The sequence below is a fragment of the Amycolatopsis sp. NPDC114505 genome (assembly GCF_055633615.1).
On sequence record NZ_JBVKDV010000001.1, the window covers coordinates 1,388,771 to 1,406,256 of the forward strand.

At 70.3% G+C, this 17,486-nt stretch carries 16 protein-coding genes; 8 read left to right on the forward strand and 8 right to left on the reverse strand.

The window, feature by feature from the left end:
- Positions 1-2 precede the first annotated feature (2 nt).
- Genes ACZ7OU_RS07025 through ACZ7OU_RS07035 form a run of 3 tightly spaced genes read right to left on the reverse strand, consistent with a single transcriptional unit; the run spans position 3 to position 3,455 of the window.
- The gene (locus ACZ7OU_RS07025; RefSeq protein WP_470254491.1) at positions 3-845 is read right to left on the reverse strand and encodes a transglutaminase family protein; all 843 of its coding nucleotides are present in this window, start codon (positions 843-845) and stop codon (positions 3-5) included.
- Complete coding sequence (locus tag ACZ7OU_RS07030) at positions 842-1,789, reverse strand: alpha-E domain-containing protein (protein WP_470240269.1); 948 nt, start codon at positions 1,787-1,789, stop codon at positions 842-844. Before ACZ7OU_RS07030 ends, ACZ7OU_RS07025 begins: the two co-directional genes overlap by 4 nt.
- 10 nt (positions 1,790-1,799) lie before the next feature.
- Positions 1,800-3,455 (reverse strand): circularly permuted type 2 ATP-grasp protein, encoded by a 1,656-nt coding sequence (locus ACZ7OU_RS07035; RefSeq protein WP_470254492.1) that lies wholly within the window; start codon positions 3,453-3,455, stop codon positions 1,800-1,802.
- A 148-nt stretch (positions 3,456-3,603) separates the two neighbouring features.
- Here ACZ7OU_RS07035 and ACZ7OU_RS07040 point away from each other — a divergent pair, with 148 nt between their 5' ends.
- From ACZ7OU_RS07040 to ACZ7OU_RS07055, 4 genes are read left to right on the forward strand one after another with little or no spacing between them, the layout of a single operon-like run.
- Complete coding sequence (locus ACZ7OU_RS07040; RefSeq protein WP_470254493.1) at positions 3,604-4,539, forward strand: ABC transporter substrate-binding protein; 936 nt, start codon at positions 3,604-3,606, stop codon at positions 4,537-4,539.
- Between the two features lie 16 nt (positions 4,540-4,555).
- Entirely contained in the window at positions 4,556-5,488 is a 933-nt protein-coding gene (locus ACZ7OU_RS07045; RefSeq protein WP_470240272.1) for an amino acid ABC transporter permease, read from the forward strand.
- Positions 5,485-6,258 (forward strand): amino acid ABC transporter ATP-binding protein, encoded by a 774-nt coding sequence (locus tag ACZ7OU_RS07050; RefSeq protein ID WP_470240273.1) that lies wholly within the window; start codon positions 5,485-5,487, stop codon positions 6,256-6,258. The genes ACZ7OU_RS07045 and ACZ7OU_RS07050 overlap by 4 nt, the downstream gene beginning before the upstream one ends.
- Positions 6,259-6,314: 56 nt before the next feature.
- Positions 6,315-8,630, forward strand: a complete 2,316-nt coding sequence (locus tag ACZ7OU_RS07055) for an oxidoreductase (RefSeq protein WP_470254494.1) — start codon at positions 6,315-6,317, stop codon at positions 8,628-8,630.
- 48 nt (positions 8,631-8,678) lie between these two features.
- On the opposite strand, the gene ACZ7OU_RS07060 is transcribed toward ACZ7OU_RS07055, so the two are convergent.
- Entirely contained in the window at positions 8,679-9,254 is a 576-nt protein-coding gene (locus ACZ7OU_RS07060) for a hypothetical protein (protein ID WP_470254495.1), read from the reverse strand.
- A gap of 175 nt (positions 9,255-9,429) precedes the next feature.
- On the opposite strand from ACZ7OU_RS07060, the gene ACZ7OU_RS07065 reads away from it, so the two are divergent.
- From ACZ7OU_RS07065 to ACZ7OU_RS07075, 3 genes are read left to right on the forward strand one after another with little or no spacing between them, the layout of a single operon-like run.
- Complete coding sequence (locus ACZ7OU_RS07065) at positions 9,430-11,241, forward strand: NHL domain-containing thioredoxin family protein (protein ID WP_470255892.1); 1,812 nt, start codon at positions 9,430-9,432, stop codon at positions 11,239-11,241.
- Position 11,242: 1 nt separating this feature from the next.
- On the forward strand, positions 11,243-11,575 hold the full coding sequence (locus ACZ7OU_RS07070; RefSeq protein ID WP_470254496.1) for a GroES family chaperonin: 333 nt from the start codon (positions 11,243-11,245) through the stop codon (positions 11,573-11,575).
- Positions 11,576-11,583: 8 nt separating this feature from the next.
- A complete protein-coding gene (locus ACZ7OU_RS07075; protein ID WP_470254497.1) occupies positions 11,584-13,632 on the forward strand; it encodes a VanW family protein in 2,049 nt (682 codons plus the stop codon).
- A 4-nt stretch (positions 13,633-13,636) separates the two neighbouring features.
- Here ACZ7OU_RS07075 and ACZ7OU_RS07080 read toward each other — a convergent pair whose 3' ends face one another.
- Together ACZ7OU_RS07080 and ACZ7OU_RS07085 are read right to left on the reverse strand one after the other, a co-directional pair.
- The gene (locus tag ACZ7OU_RS07080) at positions 13,637-14,344 is read right to left on the reverse strand and encodes a leucine-rich repeat domain-containing protein (protein WP_470254498.1); all 708 of its coding nucleotides are present in this window, start codon (positions 14,342-14,344) and stop codon (positions 13,637-13,639) included.
- Positions 14,341-15,180, reverse strand: coding sequence for a helix-turn-helix transcriptional regulator (locus tag ACZ7OU_RS07085; RefSeq protein ID WP_470240278.1), 840 nt, complete (start codon positions 15,178-15,180; stop codon positions 14,341-14,343). Before ACZ7OU_RS07085 ends, ACZ7OU_RS07080 begins: the two co-directional genes overlap by 4 nt.
- A gap of 134 nt (positions 15,181-15,314) precedes the next feature.
- On the opposite strand from ACZ7OU_RS07085, the gene ACZ7OU_RS07090 reads away from it, so the two are divergent.
- Entirely contained in the window at positions 15,315-16,694 is a 1,380-nt protein-coding gene (locus ACZ7OU_RS07090; RefSeq protein WP_470254499.1) for an MFS transporter, read from the forward strand.
- On the opposite strand, the gene ACZ7OU_RS07095 is transcribed toward ACZ7OU_RS07090, so the two are convergent.
- The gene (locus ACZ7OU_RS07095) at positions 16,684-16,977 is read right to left on the reverse strand and encodes a GlsB/YeaQ/YmgE family stress response membrane protein (RefSeq protein ID WP_470240280.1); all 294 of its coding nucleotides are present in this window, start codon (positions 16,975-16,977) and stop codon (positions 16,684-16,686) included. The two genes, ACZ7OU_RS07090 and ACZ7OU_RS07095, sit on opposite strands and share 11 nt — an antisense overlap.
- A gap of 145 nt (positions 16,978-17,122) precedes the next feature.
- Entirely contained in the window at positions 17,123-17,398 is a 276-nt protein-coding gene (locus ACZ7OU_RS07100) for a GlsB/YeaQ/YmgE family stress response membrane protein (RefSeq protein ID WP_086671054.1), read from the reverse strand.
- Between the last annotated feature and the right edge of the window lie 88 nt (positions 17,399-17,486).

Sequence of the window (17,486 nt, forward strand, 5' to 3'; positions counted from 1 at the left end):
GCTCAGGCCAGCCGGGTCAGGTGGACCGAGACGTCCAGAGTGGACTGCCCACCCCCGGTGAAGATCCCCTTCAACGGCGCCACGTCCGCATAGTCCCGGCCCATCGCCACCCACACGTGCCGCGGCCCGACCGGGATCGCGTTCGTCGGGTCGTACGCCCACCAGCCGCCCGTCCAGACGTCGACCCAGGCGTGGGACTCGCCCTCCACCACCTCGCCGAGCTTCGCGGCCGGCTTCGTGTGCAAGTACCCCGACACGTACCGCGCCGGCACGCCGATCGCTCGCAGCATCACCAGCGTCACGTGCGCGAAGTCCTGGCACACGCCTTCGCGTGCCTGCCACGCGTCAGTCGCCGTCGAGTGGACGCCGGTTGTGCCCGGTTGGTACTTCAGCTGCTTGTTCACCCACTCGCACACCGCCAGCACCGACTCGGCCGGGTCGAGGCCGCTCCGCAGCGAACGGGCTTCGCGCGCCAACGTCGTGTCGCGCGGGGTGTAGTCCGTCGGGGTCAGGTACTCCGTGCGGTGGTCGACGACCGTCTCCGAACGCAGGTCCTTCCAGGACGCCGTGCGGATCGGCTCGGCTTCGTCCGCCGTCTCGACCACCGATGACGCCAGCACCGTGAACTCCGTGTGCGGCGCGTGCAGGTCGAACGACGTCACGACCGTGCCCCAGTAGTCCGTGTACCGGTACGCGCGCGTCGCCGGGGTCGTCTCGATGCGCGTCGCGACCGTCGTCTGGCGGCGGTCCGAACGCGGGGTCAGGCGCGCCTCGTTGTACGACTGCGTCGCCGGTGTCGCGTACCGGTACCCCGTCCGGTGCGCCACCCGCAGCTGCCACGTCACAGCGAAACCTCCGCACCGCTCCACGCCACCCACGGAGACGTGCTGAAGTACTGCAACGACACCGCTTCTCCGATCTCCTTGATCGACGTCTGCAACGTCCCGAGCCGCCGCGGCAGGTCGGTCAGCAGGTCCGCCGGGCGCAGGAACTCCAGCTCGCTGCGCGCGCGGCCGAGTTCGCGCAGGGCCTCGGACTTCTCGTTGTTGCGCGCGCCGCCGCCCGGGTCGAGCCGCTGCAGGCACTCCTCCGCCTGCCGCAGCGCGTGGAACACCGAACGCGGGAACAGCGTGTCCCGCAACAGGAACTGCACCACGCGACCCGCGTCCAGCGCGCCGCGGTACGTCCGCAGGTACGTGTCCTGCGCGCCGGCCGAGCGCAGCACCGTGATCCAGCCCGGTGAGGACGCGCGGTCCGCGACCCGCGACAGCAGCAGCCGGACGACCATGTCGGCGCGTTCGATCGAGCGGCCGAGGACCATGAACAGCCAGCCGTCGTCGCGGCTCATCGTCGAGTCGGCGAGCCCGGCGAACATCGCCGCGCGCTCCTCCACGAACGACAGGAACGCGTGCGGCCCGGAGCGCCGGGCGTAGCGCTGCCGGTCCGGGACCGCGTTCCACGTCGCGTTCAGGCATTCCCACAGCTCGGTCGAGACGACTTCGCGCGCGCCTCGCGTGTTCTCGCGCGCCGAGTTGATCGAGCCGACGATCGACGCCGGGTTGTCCTTCGCGTACGCCACCAGTTCCGTCAGCTTCCAGACGTCGAGGGCGTCCCCGTCGGGGATCTCGATGCCCAGGACGGCCAGCAGCTGGCGGCTCGCGTGGTCGGGGTCGACCGTCGCGTCCTCCAGCAGCTGGTGGACCGAGACGTTGAGGATCCGGGAGGTGTCGTCGGCGCGTTCGACGTACCGGCCGATCCAGTAGAGCGACTCCGCGTTGCGTGCCAGCATCCGGACCTCCCTAGCTCTGCTGTTGCTGCTGTTGCTGGGACGACGTCAGCTCGGGTCCCTGTTCGGCGACCAGTCCGTCCACAGTGGACATCGCGCCGAGTGCGGGCTGTTCGAGCTCGCGCTCGGCGGTCGACGCCCGGGACGTCAGCACCCACGTGTCCTTCGAGCCGCCGCCCTGCGACGAGTTGACGACCAGGCTGCCCTCCGGCAGCGCCACCCGCGTCAGCCCGCCGGGCAGGACAAAGATGTCCTTGCCGTCGTTGACGGCGAACGGCCGCAGGTCGACGTGCCGCGGCGCCAGCCGGTCCTCCACCTTGGCCGGCACGGTCGAGAGCTGGACGACCGGTTGCGCGATCCAGCCGCGCCGGTTCGCGCGCACCTTCCGCCGCAGCGTCGTCAGCTCGGCTGCGGTCGCCTCGGGCCCGAAGACGATCCCGTAGCCGCCGGAGCCTTCGACCGGCTTGACGACCAGCTCGTCGAGGTGCGCCATGACGTGGTCGAACTCGTCCGGCAGCCAGCACCGGAACGTGTCCACGTTGGGCAGCAGCGGCTTCTCGTTGAGGTAGTACTTCACCATCTCGGGCACGTAGGTGTAGACGAGCTTGTCGTCGCCGACGCCGTTCCCGACCGCGTTCGCGACGACGACGTTGCCCGCGCGCGCCGCGTTGAGGACGCCGGCGATGCCGAGCACCGAGTCCGGCCGGTAGTGCACCGGATCGAGGAACTCGTCGTCGATGCGCCGGTAGATGACGTCGACCTGGCGCTCGCCCTCGGTCGTCCGCAGGTAGACGACGTTGTCGCGGCAGAACATGTCGCGGCCTTCGACCAGTTCGACGCCCATCAGCCGGGCCAGCAGCGAGTGCTCGAAGTACGCCGAGTTGTGGACGCCGGGGGTGAGCACGACGACCATCGGGTCGGCGACGTTCGCCGCGGACGCCGCGCGCAGCGCCCGGAGCAGGTGCGACGCGTAGTCGCCGACCGGCCGGACGCGGTGCTGGGCGAACAGGTCCGGGAAGACCCGCGCCATCGTCCGCCGGTTCTCCATCACGTACGACACCCCGGACGGGTTGCGGAGGTTGTCCTCCAGCACCCGGAACGTGCCCTCCTCGTCGCGCACCAGGTCCACTCCGGACACGTGGATGCGGACGCCGTTCGGCGGGTTGATGCCGAACGCCTCCCGCTGGAAGTGCTCACAGGACGTGATCAGCCGGCGCGGCAGCACGCCCTCGCGCAGGATCAGGCGGTCGCCGTAGATGTCGGCGAGGAACGCTTCGAGCGCGCGGACGCGCTGGGCGACGCCGCGCTCGAGCTTCGACCACTCGGCCGCCTGGATCACCCGCGGCACCAGGTCCAGCGGGAACGGGCGCTCCTGCCCGGACAGGGAGAACGTGATGCCCTGGTCGACCATCGCCCGGTCCAGCGCGATCGACCGGGAGTTGAGGTCGTGCGCGTCGAGCGCGGCGATCGACTCGTACAACGCCCGGTACGGCGCGCGGACCGAACCGTCGGCCGCGAACATCTCGTCGTACGCGCCGGCGTGCGGGCGTTCCGGGGAGAGGTACCCGTCGAACCGGGCCCCCGGCCGGGTGATCCGGCTGGTCGTCGCCTTCCTCGCGCGTCGACCGGACGGGGGCAGCCGGGGCGGGATCGCGTTCATGAACGACATCCTGACCCACGCGCCCCTTCGTGCGCGACACTCCCGCACAGGTGGGCGCGGGACGAAACGTCGCCGTAACTCGACAGTGCTGTGCTTTGGTATGGATGAGTGGCAATATGCGTGCTCTCACGAACTGAGAACTACGAGGAGTGACGACGTGGCCCGAGGACCCCAACTCAAGGCGCTCGCCCTGCTGCCTGCTTTCGCCCTGGTCGGATTGACCGTGGCCTGTGGCGCAGGGGGCAGCGGTGCCGGAGACGTCGGCTCGAGCAGTTCCGCCCCGGCGGGCACTGGATCGGGTGACGCGGGCACGGTCGCGAAGGACGATGCGCTCGCCGCGCTGGTGCCCGCCGACGTCAAGACCGACGGCAAGATCGTGGTCGGCCAGGACCAGAGCTACCCGCCGAACGAGTTCGTCGACGGCGGCAAGGCGACCGGCTTCGACGTCGACCTCGGCACCGCGATCGGCCAGGTGCTCGGCGTGCAGATGGAGTTCCAGAACTCCTCGTTCGACGGCATCATCCCCGGCATCGGCGCCAAGAAGTACGAGCTGGGCATGTCGTCGTTCAGCATCAACGCCGAGCGGCTGCAGTCGGTCGACATGATCTCCTACTACAGCGCGGGCACGTCGCTGGCGGTGCTGAAGGGCAACCCCGACGGCCTGAAGGTGGACGACCTCTGCGGCAAGAAGATCGCCGTGCAGAAGGGCACCACGCAGGTCGAGGACCTCGACAAGAAGACCGCCGCCTGCACCGGCGCGGGCAAGCCCGCCATCGAGGTCACGCAGCTGCAGGCCCAGACCGACGTCAACCTCGCCCTCACCGCCAAGCGCGTCCAGGGCGAGCTGGCCGACTCCCCGGTCATCGACTACGCGGTCAAGCAGACCAACGGCCAGCTGGAGTCGGTCGGCGCGCCGTACGACACGGCGCCGTACGGCATCGTGCTGCCGAAGAACAGCGGCGACTACGGCAAGGCCGTCCAGGGCGCGATCCAGAAGCTGATCGACAGCGGTGCGTACAAGAAGATCCTGGACAAGTGGGGCCTGAACGCGACCGGTGCGGTCACCAAGTCGGAGATCAACCCGGCCTCTTGAGTTAAGGACTGAGTTCGTGAGCTCCTCCGAAGCGCCTCCTCCCGAGGCGCCGATCGACGCCGCGCCCATCAAGGCCGTCCCGGTGCGCCACTACGGGCGCTGGGTGGCCGGCGTGATCATCGTGTTCGTCGCGTTCATCGTGATCCGCAGCGTGATCACGAACGACGCTCTGCAGTGGCCGGTCGTCGGGGACTACCTCTTCGACGACCGGATCCTGCGCGGCCTGCAGAACACGCTGATCCTCACGGTGATCTCGATGCTGATCGGGATCTTCGGCGGGATCCTGCTGGCCGTCATGCGGCTGTCCCCGAACCCGCTCACGTCCGGCGCGGCGGCCCTCTACATCTGGCTGTTCCGCGGAACTCCGCTGATCACGCAGCTGATCATCTGGAACTTCCTCGCGCTGGCCTACCCGCGGCTCGGGCTCGGGATCCCGTTCGGCCCGGAGTTCGTCAGCTGGGACACCAACCAGCTGATCACGCAGTTCACGGCGTCCCTGCTCGGCCTCGGTCTCAACGAAGCCGCGTACATGGCGGAGATCGTGCGCGGCGGCATCCAGTCGGTCGACTCCGGCCAGCTGGAGGCGTCGAGCGCGCTCGGCATGAGCCGGACGAAGACGCTGCGGCGGATCATCCTGCCGCAGGCGATGCGGGTGATCATCCCGCCGACCGGCAACGAGACGATCTCCATGCTGAAGACGACGTCGCTGGTCGTCGTCATCGGGTACTTCGAGCTGATGGTCGCGGCGCAGACCATCTACTCGCAGAACTACAAGACGGTGCCGCTGCTGATCACGGCCGCGGCCTGGTACCTGTTCATGACGTCCGTGCTGACGCTGGTGCAGATCCAGATCGAGAAGCGGTTCTCGCGCGGCACTTCGCGCGACGTGTCCGGGCGCCAGGGCTGGGCGTCGAGGCTGTTCAGCCGGGGTGGAGGGAACGTCACATGACCCCCGTGGTCTCCGCTCAGCGGATCTGCAAGAGCTTCGGCAGCGTCGACGTCCTCAAGGGCATCGACCTCGAGGTGCACGAGCGCGAGGTGCTCTGCCTGATCGGGCCGTCCGGCTCGGGCAAGTCGACGCTGCTGCGCTGCATCAACCACCTCGAGAAGATCGACGCGGGCCGGCTGTATGTCGACGGCGTGCTCGTCGGCTACCGGCAGCGCGGCGACAAGCTGCACGAGCTGCGCGAGAAGGAGGTGGCGTTCCAGCGCAAGGACATCGGGATGGTGTTCCAGCGGTTCAACCTCTTCCCGCACATGACCGCGCTGGAGAACGTCATGGAGGCGCCGATCCAGGTGCGGCGCGAGCCGAAGGCCCAGGTGCGGGAACGCGCGCTGGAGCTGCTCGACCGCGTCGGCCTCGGCGACAAGGCGAAGAACTACCCGGCGCAGCTGTCCGGCGGGCAGCAGCAGCGCGTCGCGATCGCCCGGGCGCTCGCGATGAAGCCGAAGCTGATGCTGTTCGACGAGCCGACGTCCGCGCTGGATCCGGAGCTCGTCGGCGACGTCCTGGGCGTGATGAAGCAGCTGGCCAAGGACGGCATGACGATGGTCGTCGTCACGCACGAGATGCAGTTCGCGCGCGAGGTGGCGGACAAGGTCCTGTTCATGGACGGCGGCGTCGTCGTCGAAGAGGGCCCGCCCGACCAGGTCATCGGAAGCCCGCGCGAAGAGCGGACCAAGTCGTTCCTCGCGCGCGTTTTGAACCCGAACGCCTGACGAATTCCGTTCACGTTCGCTACCTTGGGAGTGGGTGAGGGAGGGGGGCTGCCGTTTTGACGACCGAAAGCGCATTGCCCCCGCTCGACCCGTTCGCGGGCATTCCCGACCGCCGGTACGAGGTCAAGGCCTCCGACCTGCTGAAACCCGGCAACGGCGGCCTGCTGCGCTGGCGGCGAACGGCCACGAACGCGCCGATCGTCTACGTCGAGGACGCCTACATCACCGGCACGCTGGACCTGCGTGCCGCGGACCTCAAGTACCTCTTCCGGTTCGAGCGCTGCCGGTTCGAACAGCCGCCGGACGTGCGCGAGGCGAACCTGCTCGGGCTCGTGTTCCGCAAGTGCTGGCTGCCCGGGCTCAAGGCCCGCAACATGCGCAGCCGCAACGACGTCCGGCTGATCCGCAGCGTCGTGCAGGTCGACGGCGCCGACCGCGAGATCGAGGAGACCACCGTCCAGCGCGGCGACGACCGCGAACGCGGGATGCCGAACGCCGCGGTCAACCTCACCGACGCCGTGATCGAGGGGTCGCTGGTGCTGACCCGCACGGTGATCGCCCACCCGCACGGCAAGGCCATCCACGCCGACCGGCTGGTGCTCGCCGGCGCGCTGCTGGCGTACCGGATGGTCGCGAACGGCGAAGTCCGCCTCCCCGGCCTGCGGACCGGCGGTAACGTCAACTTCTCCGGCGCCACGCTGAACAACCCGGACGGCTTCGCGCTCAACGGCAACGGCCTGCACATCGGCGGCAGCCTGCTCTGCGAGGTCGACAACTACGGGCCCGCCAGCCAGCGGAAACGCTTCTCGGCGACCGGGATCATGTACCTGCCGAGCGCCACGGTGGACAGCGACATCGTGCTGCGCGAGGCCAAGCTGACCGTGTCCCAGCAGGGCCCGATCGCCGTCGACGCGTGGAAGTCCAACGACCCGTACCTCGACCCGCGGCCGGCGCTGGTCGCCGACCGGATGCGCGTCGACGGCAACGTCGAGCTGTCGGACGGCCTGCAGGCGCTCGGCACGCTGCGCATGGTCAACGCCCGGATCGGCGGCTCGCTGCGGCTGGCCGGCGCCGAAATCAGCGTCGTGCGCGGCAAGTCGCAGCCGTACTACGACCGCGCGCTGCACCTGGACGGCACCGAGATCGGCGGCGACATCGAGGCGACCAGCCTGCGCGTCCCGGCCGGTCAGCTGCGCCTGGCCGACGTCTCCGTCGGCGGCAACTTCCTGGCCTGGAACTCGATGTTCCGCCACCCGGGCCGGGACGTGTTTTCGGCGCGCCGGTCGAAGATCGCGGGCAACTTCCAGCTCACGGACGCGACGATCCACGGCACGCTGCGGCTGCAGGGCGTCGAGGTCGGCGGCTCGATCAACCTGGCCGGGACGCGGCTGACGGAGCCGGGCCTGCGCGCGACCAGCAGTTTCTCGCTCGACATCCGCACCGGCCGGATCGGCCGCGACCTGACGCTGCGTGACAACAACGGCCGCCCGTTCGTCGCCGAGGGCGGCGTCAACCTCGACGGCGCCCAGGTCGCCCGCCGCGTCGACCTGCGTGGGTCGCAGCTGGGTTCGCTGCCCCCGTTCATGGTCGCGTTCGACGCGGGCGACGTCGCGGCGGACGAGTTCACGCTGACGCCGAACCTGGCCCCGGCCGGACGCGTGGTGCTGCGCCGCGCGCACTGCGGGACGCTGACCGACAACGAGGAGTTCTGGGCCGCGTCCGAAGGCATCGAGCTGGAGGACTTCCGCTACGACGCGCTGGGCAAGAGCATCCCGCTGGCCGACGACAAGGCGCTGGACCACCGCATCGACCTGCTTCGCAGGGCGATGCGCGGCTACCGGCCCGGCCCGTACGACCAGCTCGCGCACATGCTCCGCGCGGCGGGCAACGAAGAGCACGCGTCGACGGTGGCGTTGCGCAAGCAGCAGTTCCGGTACGAGGCGCTGGCCCGCGGCTTCAAGTTCTTCGGGCCGGGGGTCCGGCTGTGGAGCTGGCTGCAGCGGTCGATGGTCGGGTACGGCTACCGCCCGGTGCGCGCGCTGGGCTGGCTGTTCACGCTGCTGGTGCTGGGGAGCCTGTGGTTCGGCCTGGGAACAGACGACTGCGTCCACTGGGCCACGTCGGATCCCGCGCACCAGATCATCGCGAACGGCCCGCGGTGCGTGGTGAACCAGCAGGACACCGGGCTGCAGTGGAACCCGGTGATCTACACGGCGGATCTGCTGGTGCCGATCGTGGACTTCGGCAACAAGTCGCGCTGGTACATGCACGGCACGGACAACTGGATGGCGGCCGGGTTCACGGCGTCGGGCTGGATCCTCGCGACCACGGTGGCGGCGGGCGTGAGCCGGATGCTGCGGCGGGAGAGCTAGCCGCTTCTAAGCTTTTCTAGCTTTCGCGCTAGACGGCGTCAGATTCGGCTAGTCGATGAAGCGGGACCAGAAGTCTATGTACCTCGGGCCGTCCGGCGGGGCCGTGCTGATGCCGCCCGTCGCGAACTCGCGGTGCAGGTAGTCCCGCAGGTCGGAGCCGTAGACGATGATGTCCGTCTGGTACACCGACAGCACCGGGTAGCCCGCCGTTTCCGGCAAACCGGGCAGATACCGGTGCCCGCAGACCGGCACCAGCTGCGGGACGTCGGCCAGGCGCCGCCGGGCTTCGCGGACCGCGTCCTCCGGGCCGACCGGGCGCGTGCCCCAGTCCGGCAGCCAGAAGCCGTTGTGTTCGACGTCGTACAGCACGCCGTCGACCGGCCAGGCCAAACGTTTGCGCAGCTGGTCCGCGTTGCCGCAGCGCCAGTCGGGCCAGCGGTCGCCGATCGGAATGCCGGCGGACAGGAACGTGCGGTGGTCCGCGGCGAAACGGAAACCGAACCGGCGCTCGACGTCGTCGAGCTCGGGTCCGGTCAGCCCGGGACGCACCGGTTCCCGGAGGTTCTCCTGCAGGTGCCGTGCCTCCTCGAAGGTGAGGGCGCCGGCCGGCTGGACGGGGGTCATGAGCCGAGCCTAAGCGGCGGTTCACCCCGCCGCGCGTTCTTTTCCGCCGTCTTCACGCCCTGACCGGGGGTGCTCCCGTGGGGTGAGTTTGTTCTCTCATCGGCTGAACTCCGGAACAGAGCGTGAACACATGTAGTTCACTCTTGCCGTGACTTCACCTCGACCGCAGGCTCGCGTGCGCGCCCCCGAGCTGCGCGGCGACGTCTGGCTGAACACCGGCGGACGCGCGCTGACCCTCGCCGAGCTGCGCGGGCGCATCGTCCTGCTGGACTTCTGGACCAGCGGCTGCATCAACTGCCTCCACGTGCTCGACGAGCTGCGTCCGCTCGAAGCCGAGTTCGCGGACGTGCTCGTCACGATCGGCGTCCATTCGCCGAAGTTCCTGCACGAGGGCGAGCGCGCGTCGATCGAGGCCGCGGTCCGGCGCTACGACGTGCACCACCCCGTGGTGAACGACCCGAAGATGGAGCTGTGGTCGCAGTACGCGGTCCGCGCGTGGCCGACGCTGGCGGTCGTCGACCCCGAGGGGTACGTCGTGCACGTCGCCGCGGGCGAAGGGCACGAAGAGGCGCTTCGCCGCATCATCGCGGACCTCGTGAAGAAGCACGAAGCGAAGGGGACGCTTCGCCGCGGCGGCAGCCCGTACGTCCCGGTCGAGGAGCAGGTCAGCGAGCTGCGCTTCCCGAGCAAGGCCGTCGCGACGGCCGAGGGTCGCGTCCTCGTCGCGGACACCGGGCACCACTCCGTCGTCGAGTTCGCTTCGGACGGCGAGACGGTCATCCGGCGCTTCGGCAGCGGCGAGCGCGGTGGCCAGGACGGGCCGTTCGACATCGCGACGTTCGCCGAGCCGTCCGGCATCGCGCTGCTGCCCTACGACGTCGCCGAGCGCGCCGGCTACCACGCCGTCGTCGCCGACACGGCCGGTCACCGGCTGCGCGGCCTCGACCTGATCACCGGCGAGGTGACCACGGTCGCCGGCACCGGCGCGCAGTGGCGCACCGGACCCGACGCCGGCAAGGGCGTCGACGTCGACCTCACGAGCCCGTGGGACGTCGCCTGGTACGGCCCGGTCGGCGGAGTCGTCGTCGCGATGGCCGGCAACCACACGCTGAGCGTGTTCGACCCGGTTTCCGGCACCATCCGCCGCTTCGCCGGCACGACCGTCGAAGGCCTCCGAGACGGCGACGTCGGCGAAGCGTTCTTCGCGCAGACGTCGGGCCTCGCCGCGGACGGCGACAAGCTGTGGCTCGCCGACGCGGAGACGTCGGCGCTGCGCTGGATCGAGCCCGACGGCGAGTCGTTCACGGTGCACACGGCGATCGGCGTCGACCTGTTTTCGTTCGGCCACACCGACGGCCCGGCCGACCAGGCGCTGCTGCAGCACCCGCTCGGCCTGGCCGTGCTGCCCGGCGACAAGATCGCGATCGCGGACACCTACAACAGCGCCGTACGCCGCTTCGACGTCTTCACCCGCGAAGTCACCACGATCGCCACGGGGCTTTCGGAGCCACAGGGCCTGCTGCTGCACGACGGCGAACTGCTGGTCGTCGAGTCGGCGGGCAACCGGGTCGGCCCGCTGCCCGCCGGCGAGCCGACGCTCGTCGCGGGTGACGCGCACGCCGTCCGCAGGCCGCCGACCGTGCTCGCACCGGGCGAGATCGAGTTTTCGGTCGTCTTCACCGCACCGCCGGGCGAGAAGCTGGACGACCGCTTCGGCCCGTCGACGCGGCTCGAGATCAGCGCGTCGCCGCCTTCGCTGCTGGCCGACGGGGTCGGCACCGGGACGGATCTTTCGCGCAAGATCCGGTTCGCCGACGGCGTCACCGAGGGCGTGCTGCAGGTGGTGGCGCAGGCCGCGAGCTGCGACGACGGTGGCGAGCACCCGGCGTGCCGGATCACGCGGCAGGACTGGGGCGTGCCGGTGCGGCTGCAGGCGGACGGGGCGCGGGAGCTGAGCCTGGTCATGGCGGGTGAGCCCGCCGAGTAGCATGCCAACCGTGTCTGACGGGGCGAAACTCGAGATCCAGATGCTGCACGACCGCGTCCTGGTGCGGCTGTCACCGGAAGAGGGCGAGCGCCGCAGCAGCGGCGGCATCGTGATCCCCGCCACGGCGCAGGTAGCGCGGCGGCTCGCATGGGGTGATGTGCTGGGCGTCGGCAACAGCGTGCGCAACGTCAAGACCGGCGACCGCGTGCTCTTCAACCCGGAGGACCAGCTCGAGGTCGAGATCCGCGGCGAGGGCCACCTGGTGATGCGCGAACGCGACATCCACGCGGTGGCGACCGAGCGAACCGAACACGGAACGGGGCTCTACCTGTAGGCGGGGTCGTGGACAACGAGGCGCGCGAGCCTGCCGAGGTGCGGCAGCTCGAGCCGGTGACCCCGGAGCCGGCCGCCGAGCCCACGCCCGGGGAACCTACGCCCGCCGAGCCCACACCCGGGGAACCTGCGCCGGCCGAGCCGCCAGCCGCCGAGTCGAGCGCGGAACCCGAAGCCACGACCGCGGCGGCCGAACTCGCCGCGGATCCGCCCGCCGAGACCGAACCCGTTGCGGAGCCGCCTGTGCCGGAGGCGGCCGTCGACGAGGCTGCCGTCACCGTTGATCTCTTCGCCGATGATCTGCTCGGTGAGCTCCTCGAAACCCCCACCCCACCTCCCGCTCCCGAGACTCCCGCGCGGAGGCTTCGGACCGGCCTCGCCCGGACCATGATGTCCGTCGGGATCGCGCTCGGGCTCTTCGTCATCCTCTACGCCATCGACCTCGTCGCCAGCGCCGGTGATGTTCCGCGGGGGGTCACCGTTGCCGGGATCGATGTCGGTGGGCTTACCCATGCCGAAGCGGAAGCCAAGCTGCGCAAGGAACTCGAGCCGCGGCTCACCCGGCCAGTGGTCGTCCACGGGGGCGATGTGCAGGCCGAGCTCGTGCCCTCGCGGTCCGGGCTCGGGCTCGACTGGCCGAACACCCTCGGGCTCGCCGGGCACCAGCCGCTGAGTCCGATCACGCGGGTCATGTCCTTCTTCAGCTCCCGTGAGGTCGGGGTCGCGACGCGGACCGATCCGAACCAGATCAGCCAGGCCGTGCGGGAGCTCGCCGAGGGCAGGCTGAACCACCCGGCCACCGAAGGCGCGGTCGGGTTCACGGCGGTCGCCGATGGCGGGGTCACGCCCTATCCGATCCTGCCGCGGCAAGGGCAGCAGCTGACCGACCTCGACGGTGCCGTGCACGCCGTCACCGACCACTGGCTCGATCCCGGTGGCGTCAAGCTCGGCATGGCGATCACGCCCGTGAAGGCGACCGCCGCCGGCGTGCAGGCCGCCTACCGGCAGATCGTCTTGCCCGCCGTCGCCAAACCGGTCGTCGTGCACGGCCAGGGCAAGGACGTCCCGCTCACGCCGGCCGCGATCGCGGCGTCGTTCCAGTTCGCCGCGGTCGAGGGCGGGGCCGTCGAGGTCCGCATCGACCAGGGCAAGCTGCAGGCCGCCCTGAAGGACGGGCTCGCGAGCACCGAGACCGACGGCAAGGACGCCCAGATCGTCTTCACCGGCGCCCAACCGGCCGTCGACCCGTCCGAGGACGCCAGGAAGATCAACTGGGAGAAGACCTTCCTGCCGCTCATCGACGTGCTGAAGAAGACCGACGGCCGGGACCTGCCCGTCGTCTACAGCGCGTCGAAGCCCGGCGTGACCACCGACGCCGCCGGCGCGCTCGGCATCAAGGAGGTCGTCGGCGAGTTCACCACCGGCGGCCTGGCCGGCCCCGCCGCGACGAACAACCGGACGCTCGCCGACCGCGTGTCCGGCACGATCGTCAAGCCCGGCGAGACGTTCAGCCTCGGCGCCCGCTCCGGTCCGCGCACCGCCGACAACGGGTACGTGCCCGCCCCGGCCGACGAAGACGGCACCGGCTCGACCGTCGTCGGCGGTGGCGTCTCGCAGCTCGCGTCCACTTTGTACAACGCGGGCTACCTCGCGGGCCTGACCGACGGCGGCCACCTCGAGCACGACCACTACCTCGACCGCTATCCCGCCGGCCGCGACGCCAAGGCCGTCAACGCCGACGGCAGCCCCGTCGAGCTCAAGCTGACGAACGACTCGCCGACCGGGATCGCCATCCAGGCCACGGTTTCCGGTGACTCCGTGACGGTCCGGATCTGGGGCACCCGCCACTACCGCGTCGAGGGCCAGACCGGCGCGCAGACACCCGGCGACCCGCCACCGGTCCAGTTCGGCGGAACCAGCCCGTGCCAGCCCGCCATCGGGACGCCCGGCTTCAGCGTCACCGACACCCGCGTGCTCTACGACGTCTCGACCGGCGCCGAAGTCCACCGGACGTCGCACACCGCGACCTACGGTCCGCGTCCGACCATCCTCTGTTGAGTTGTCAGCGAAGGACCATGCACCCCGCCTCCTCGAAGTCGCGCAGCCACGCCGGCTCCCGGAAGTGCTTGTTCCACCGCAGATCCAGCTTGTCCAGTTTGGACAGACGAGCGATCGACGGAGGAAGGGAGACCAAGAGGTTCTCCCGCAGGTCCAGCTGACGCAGCTCGCCCAGCGAACCGATCGACTCGGGCAGCGCAGTCAACCCGTTGCCCCGCAGGTGCAGCTCCCGCAACGCACCCAGAGAGCCGATCGACTCCGGCAGCGTGGTCAACGCGTTGCGGTACAACCGGAGTTCGCGCAGCGAGGTGAACCCGGACAGGTCCGCGGGCAGCGAGCTCAGCCGGTTGTCCGTGCAGCCCAGGTACCGCAGCCGGCCCAACCGGCCCCACGCCGACGGCAACGTCGTCAGCCGGTTGTCGCTGACGTACAGGTATTCGGTCAGCCCGGCGAGGTCACCCAGCTCGTCCGGCAGTGCATCGAACTCGTTGTGCGCCAGGTCGAGCGTGTGCACCGACTTCAACGCCGAAATCCCCGGCGGCAGCGAAGAAAGCCGGTTCGTCGCGAGGTTGAGCACCTCCAGTTCGGTGTGCTCCCACAACGACGCGGGCACCGACGTGAGCGAGTTCTTGTACAGGTCGAGCCGGGTCACCCCCGGTGGCAGCGAGGGAAACGACGTCAGCCCCCGGCCGCTCAGCTCGAGTGACGTCATGACGGCCGCCGCGTCGAAGGCAGCAACGCCCAGCTGCGCGGGTCGTCCGGAGTGGACACCTGGATCCGCAGCCCCGGTGCCTCGGACACCGCCAGCTCGGTCAGCCGGAGGTCCATCCGGCCGGTCCGCGGGTGGTTCAGCCGCCGCAGCCGGGCCTGGGGTTCGGCGACCTCGTGCCGGGCCCACAGCCCGGCGAACTCCGGGCTCAGCGCCGACAGCCGGCGGATGTCCTCTTCCCAGGACGGATCGCCGACGTGGCTGCCGTACTCGGCGCGCATCCGCGCGACCATGTAGGGGACCTCCTCGTCGTAGTTCACGAAGAACTGCCGCGCGTTCGGTTCGGTCACGCAGCACCACAGCAGGTTCTTGTGCAGGCACGGCAAGCTGTGCCACTCCCAGAACAGCTCCTCCTGGGCCGCGTTCGACTCCAGGATGTCGAACCGGCCGTTGACCAGCGTGGCGGGCAGCGGGTCGAGCGCGCGCAGCACCTCGCGCACCGTGTCCGGCACCGTTTCCACCGTCGACGGCAGCCGCGACGGCGTCAGCTCCGCCAGCCGGTACAGGTGCTCCCGCTCCGGGGGCTCCATCCGCAGCGTGCGCGCCACGGCGTCGAGCACCTGCGAGCTCGCGTTGATCGGCCGCCCCTGCTCCAGCCACGTGTACCAGGTGACGCCCACGCCGGCGAGCAGCGCCACCTCCTCGCGGCGCAACCCGCTGAGCCGGCGACGGGGGCCGGGCGCGAGCCCGACCTCCGCCGGGCCGATCCGCGCGCGGCACGCCTTGAGGAACTGGCCGAGTTCCTCTCGGCGGCTGGTGTGGACCGGTGTCGGGGCCATGCGGACATGGTGCCCGAGGGGTACGACAGTTTTCGACGGATCAGCGGACGACTCAGCGGGCGAAGCAGGTACTCCCAGCACCAGCACCACCAGGCTCTCTCCGCCCGCGACCGAACAACCGCAGGGTCAGAGGCATGACTCTGACCACCCCTGCCCCGGCCACGGACCAGGCCGCCCGGCCGGACCGGCGGCCGTGGTTCGTCCTGGCCGTCCTGCTGCTCGGCCAGTTCATGGCGCTGCTCGACGTCACCGTCGTGAACGTCGCCATGACCGACATCCGCACCGACCTGCACGCGTCCGGCGCCGCGCTGCAGCTCGTCGTTTCCGGCTACACCGTGGGTTACGCGATGTTGCTGATCACCGGCGCCCGCCTCGGCGAGCTGTTCGGGCGGCGACGGCTGTTCGTCACCGGCACGATCGCCTTCACCGTCTGCTCAGCGCTGTGCGGCCTGGCGCCGGACGAAATCGTCCTCATCGCCGCGCGGATCACGCAGGGCGCGGGTGCCGCGCTGATGATGCCGCAGGTCATCAGCGTCATCCAGGCGCAGTTCACCGGCGCCGCGCGGGCCAAGGCACTCAGCGCGTACACCGCGGTCATCTCGGTCGCCTTCGTGGCCGGCCAGGTGCTCGGCGGGGTGCTCGTCGGCGCGGACCTGTTCGGGGCGGGCTGGCGGCCGATCTTCCTGGTGAACGTCCCGATCGGCGTGCTCGTCGCGGTGTTCGCGCTGAAGCTGCTTCCCGCCGGCGCCGCGAAGGCCGGCCGCCGGCTCGACCTCGCCGGGCTCGCGATCGCCGTGCCCGCGGTGGTGCTCGTCGTGCTGCCGCTGGTGCTCGGGCACGAGACCGGCTGGCCGGCCTGGACGTACGGCTCGATGGCCGTGGGCGTGCTGCTGGCCGTGCTGTTCGTGGTCGTGGAACGCCGTGTGCGCGACCCGCTCGTCGACCTCGCCGTGCTCAAGATCCGCGGGGTCGCGCCGGGTCTGGCCACGCTCGCGGCCGGTGTCGCGTCCTACGGCGGCTTCCTCTTCTGCGTCTCGCTGCACCTGCAGTCGGGCCTCGGCAAGACGGCGATGGCCGCCGGCCTGGCGATGGCTCCGGGCGGCATCGTCTTCGGCCTGTGCGGGTTCTTCTGGAACCGGCTGCCGACGCGGGTGCACGCGTGGCTGACCCCGTGTGGTTACGTCGGATCCGCGCTCGCCTACGCGCTGCTCGGGCTGGGCCGCGACGGCGGCGCGTTGTTCTTCGTGGCCCTGCTGCTGTTCGGGCTGTCGATGGGGCCCGCGTTCGGCTCCCTGATGGTGAACGCGCTGACGCACGTCCCGCTCGAGCGCGCGGCCGACGTCAGCGGCCTGCTGACCAGCACGCTGCAGCTGGGCCAGGTCGTCGGCGTGGCCACCTTCGGCAGCCTGTTCCTGACCCTCGCCGTGACGTCGTCCGCGCACGCCCTCACCGTGACGATGACCTGCGCCGCCGTGCTGCTGCTCGCCGGCGCAGGCCTGGCCGTCAGGCGGTAGTGCGGTTGCCGCCCTTGACCCTCGCGTAGATCGCCGAGGCCGCGATGACCCCGACGACGGCGGCGACGATCTGGAAGATGTGCCGGATCCAGTCGATGCCGGAGGTGTCCTTGACGCCGAACACGCCGGCCAGCCAGTTGCCGATGAACGCCGCCACGATGCCGACGACGATGGTCAGCCAGATCGGGATCTTCTGGTCGCCCGGCGCGAACAACCGGCCGAGCACACCCAGGACCAGGCCCACGATGATCGTCGAGATGATGCCCCAAAGTCCGCCGAGCACAGCTGCCTCCTCGGATAGCGCAATAAGCGCCACGGTGACACCGATCCCCGCGAGTCGCCTGCGCAGACCCCCGATGGAGTGAGGGCAAAAAGATCCGGCCCGGTTCGCCCGACGGCGAACCGGGCCGGATCGGCCTGGGAAGGGGTTACCTCGTCACGCCACGGCGTCCGTAGGCGCCCGCGGCGATGCTCACCCCGATGGCGGCGAGGACGACCTGCGTCAGGATCTCCAGCCAGTCGATGCCGTTGGTGTCGGCGTACCCGAGACCGCGCGCGATGGCCGTGCCGATGAAGGCGGCGATGATACCGATCACGATGGTCAGCCAGATCGGGATGCTCTGCTTGCCGGGAGCGACCAAGCGGCCGAGAACACCGATGATCAGCCCGACGATGAGTGCGCTGACGATGCCGGCGACAGTCATCACTTTCTCCTCTCAAGGATCCGCGAACCCGGCCACTCGGGTCCGTCGGACTCGGTGAGCGGAGTGCCCGCACCGGCCGGCCCTGAAA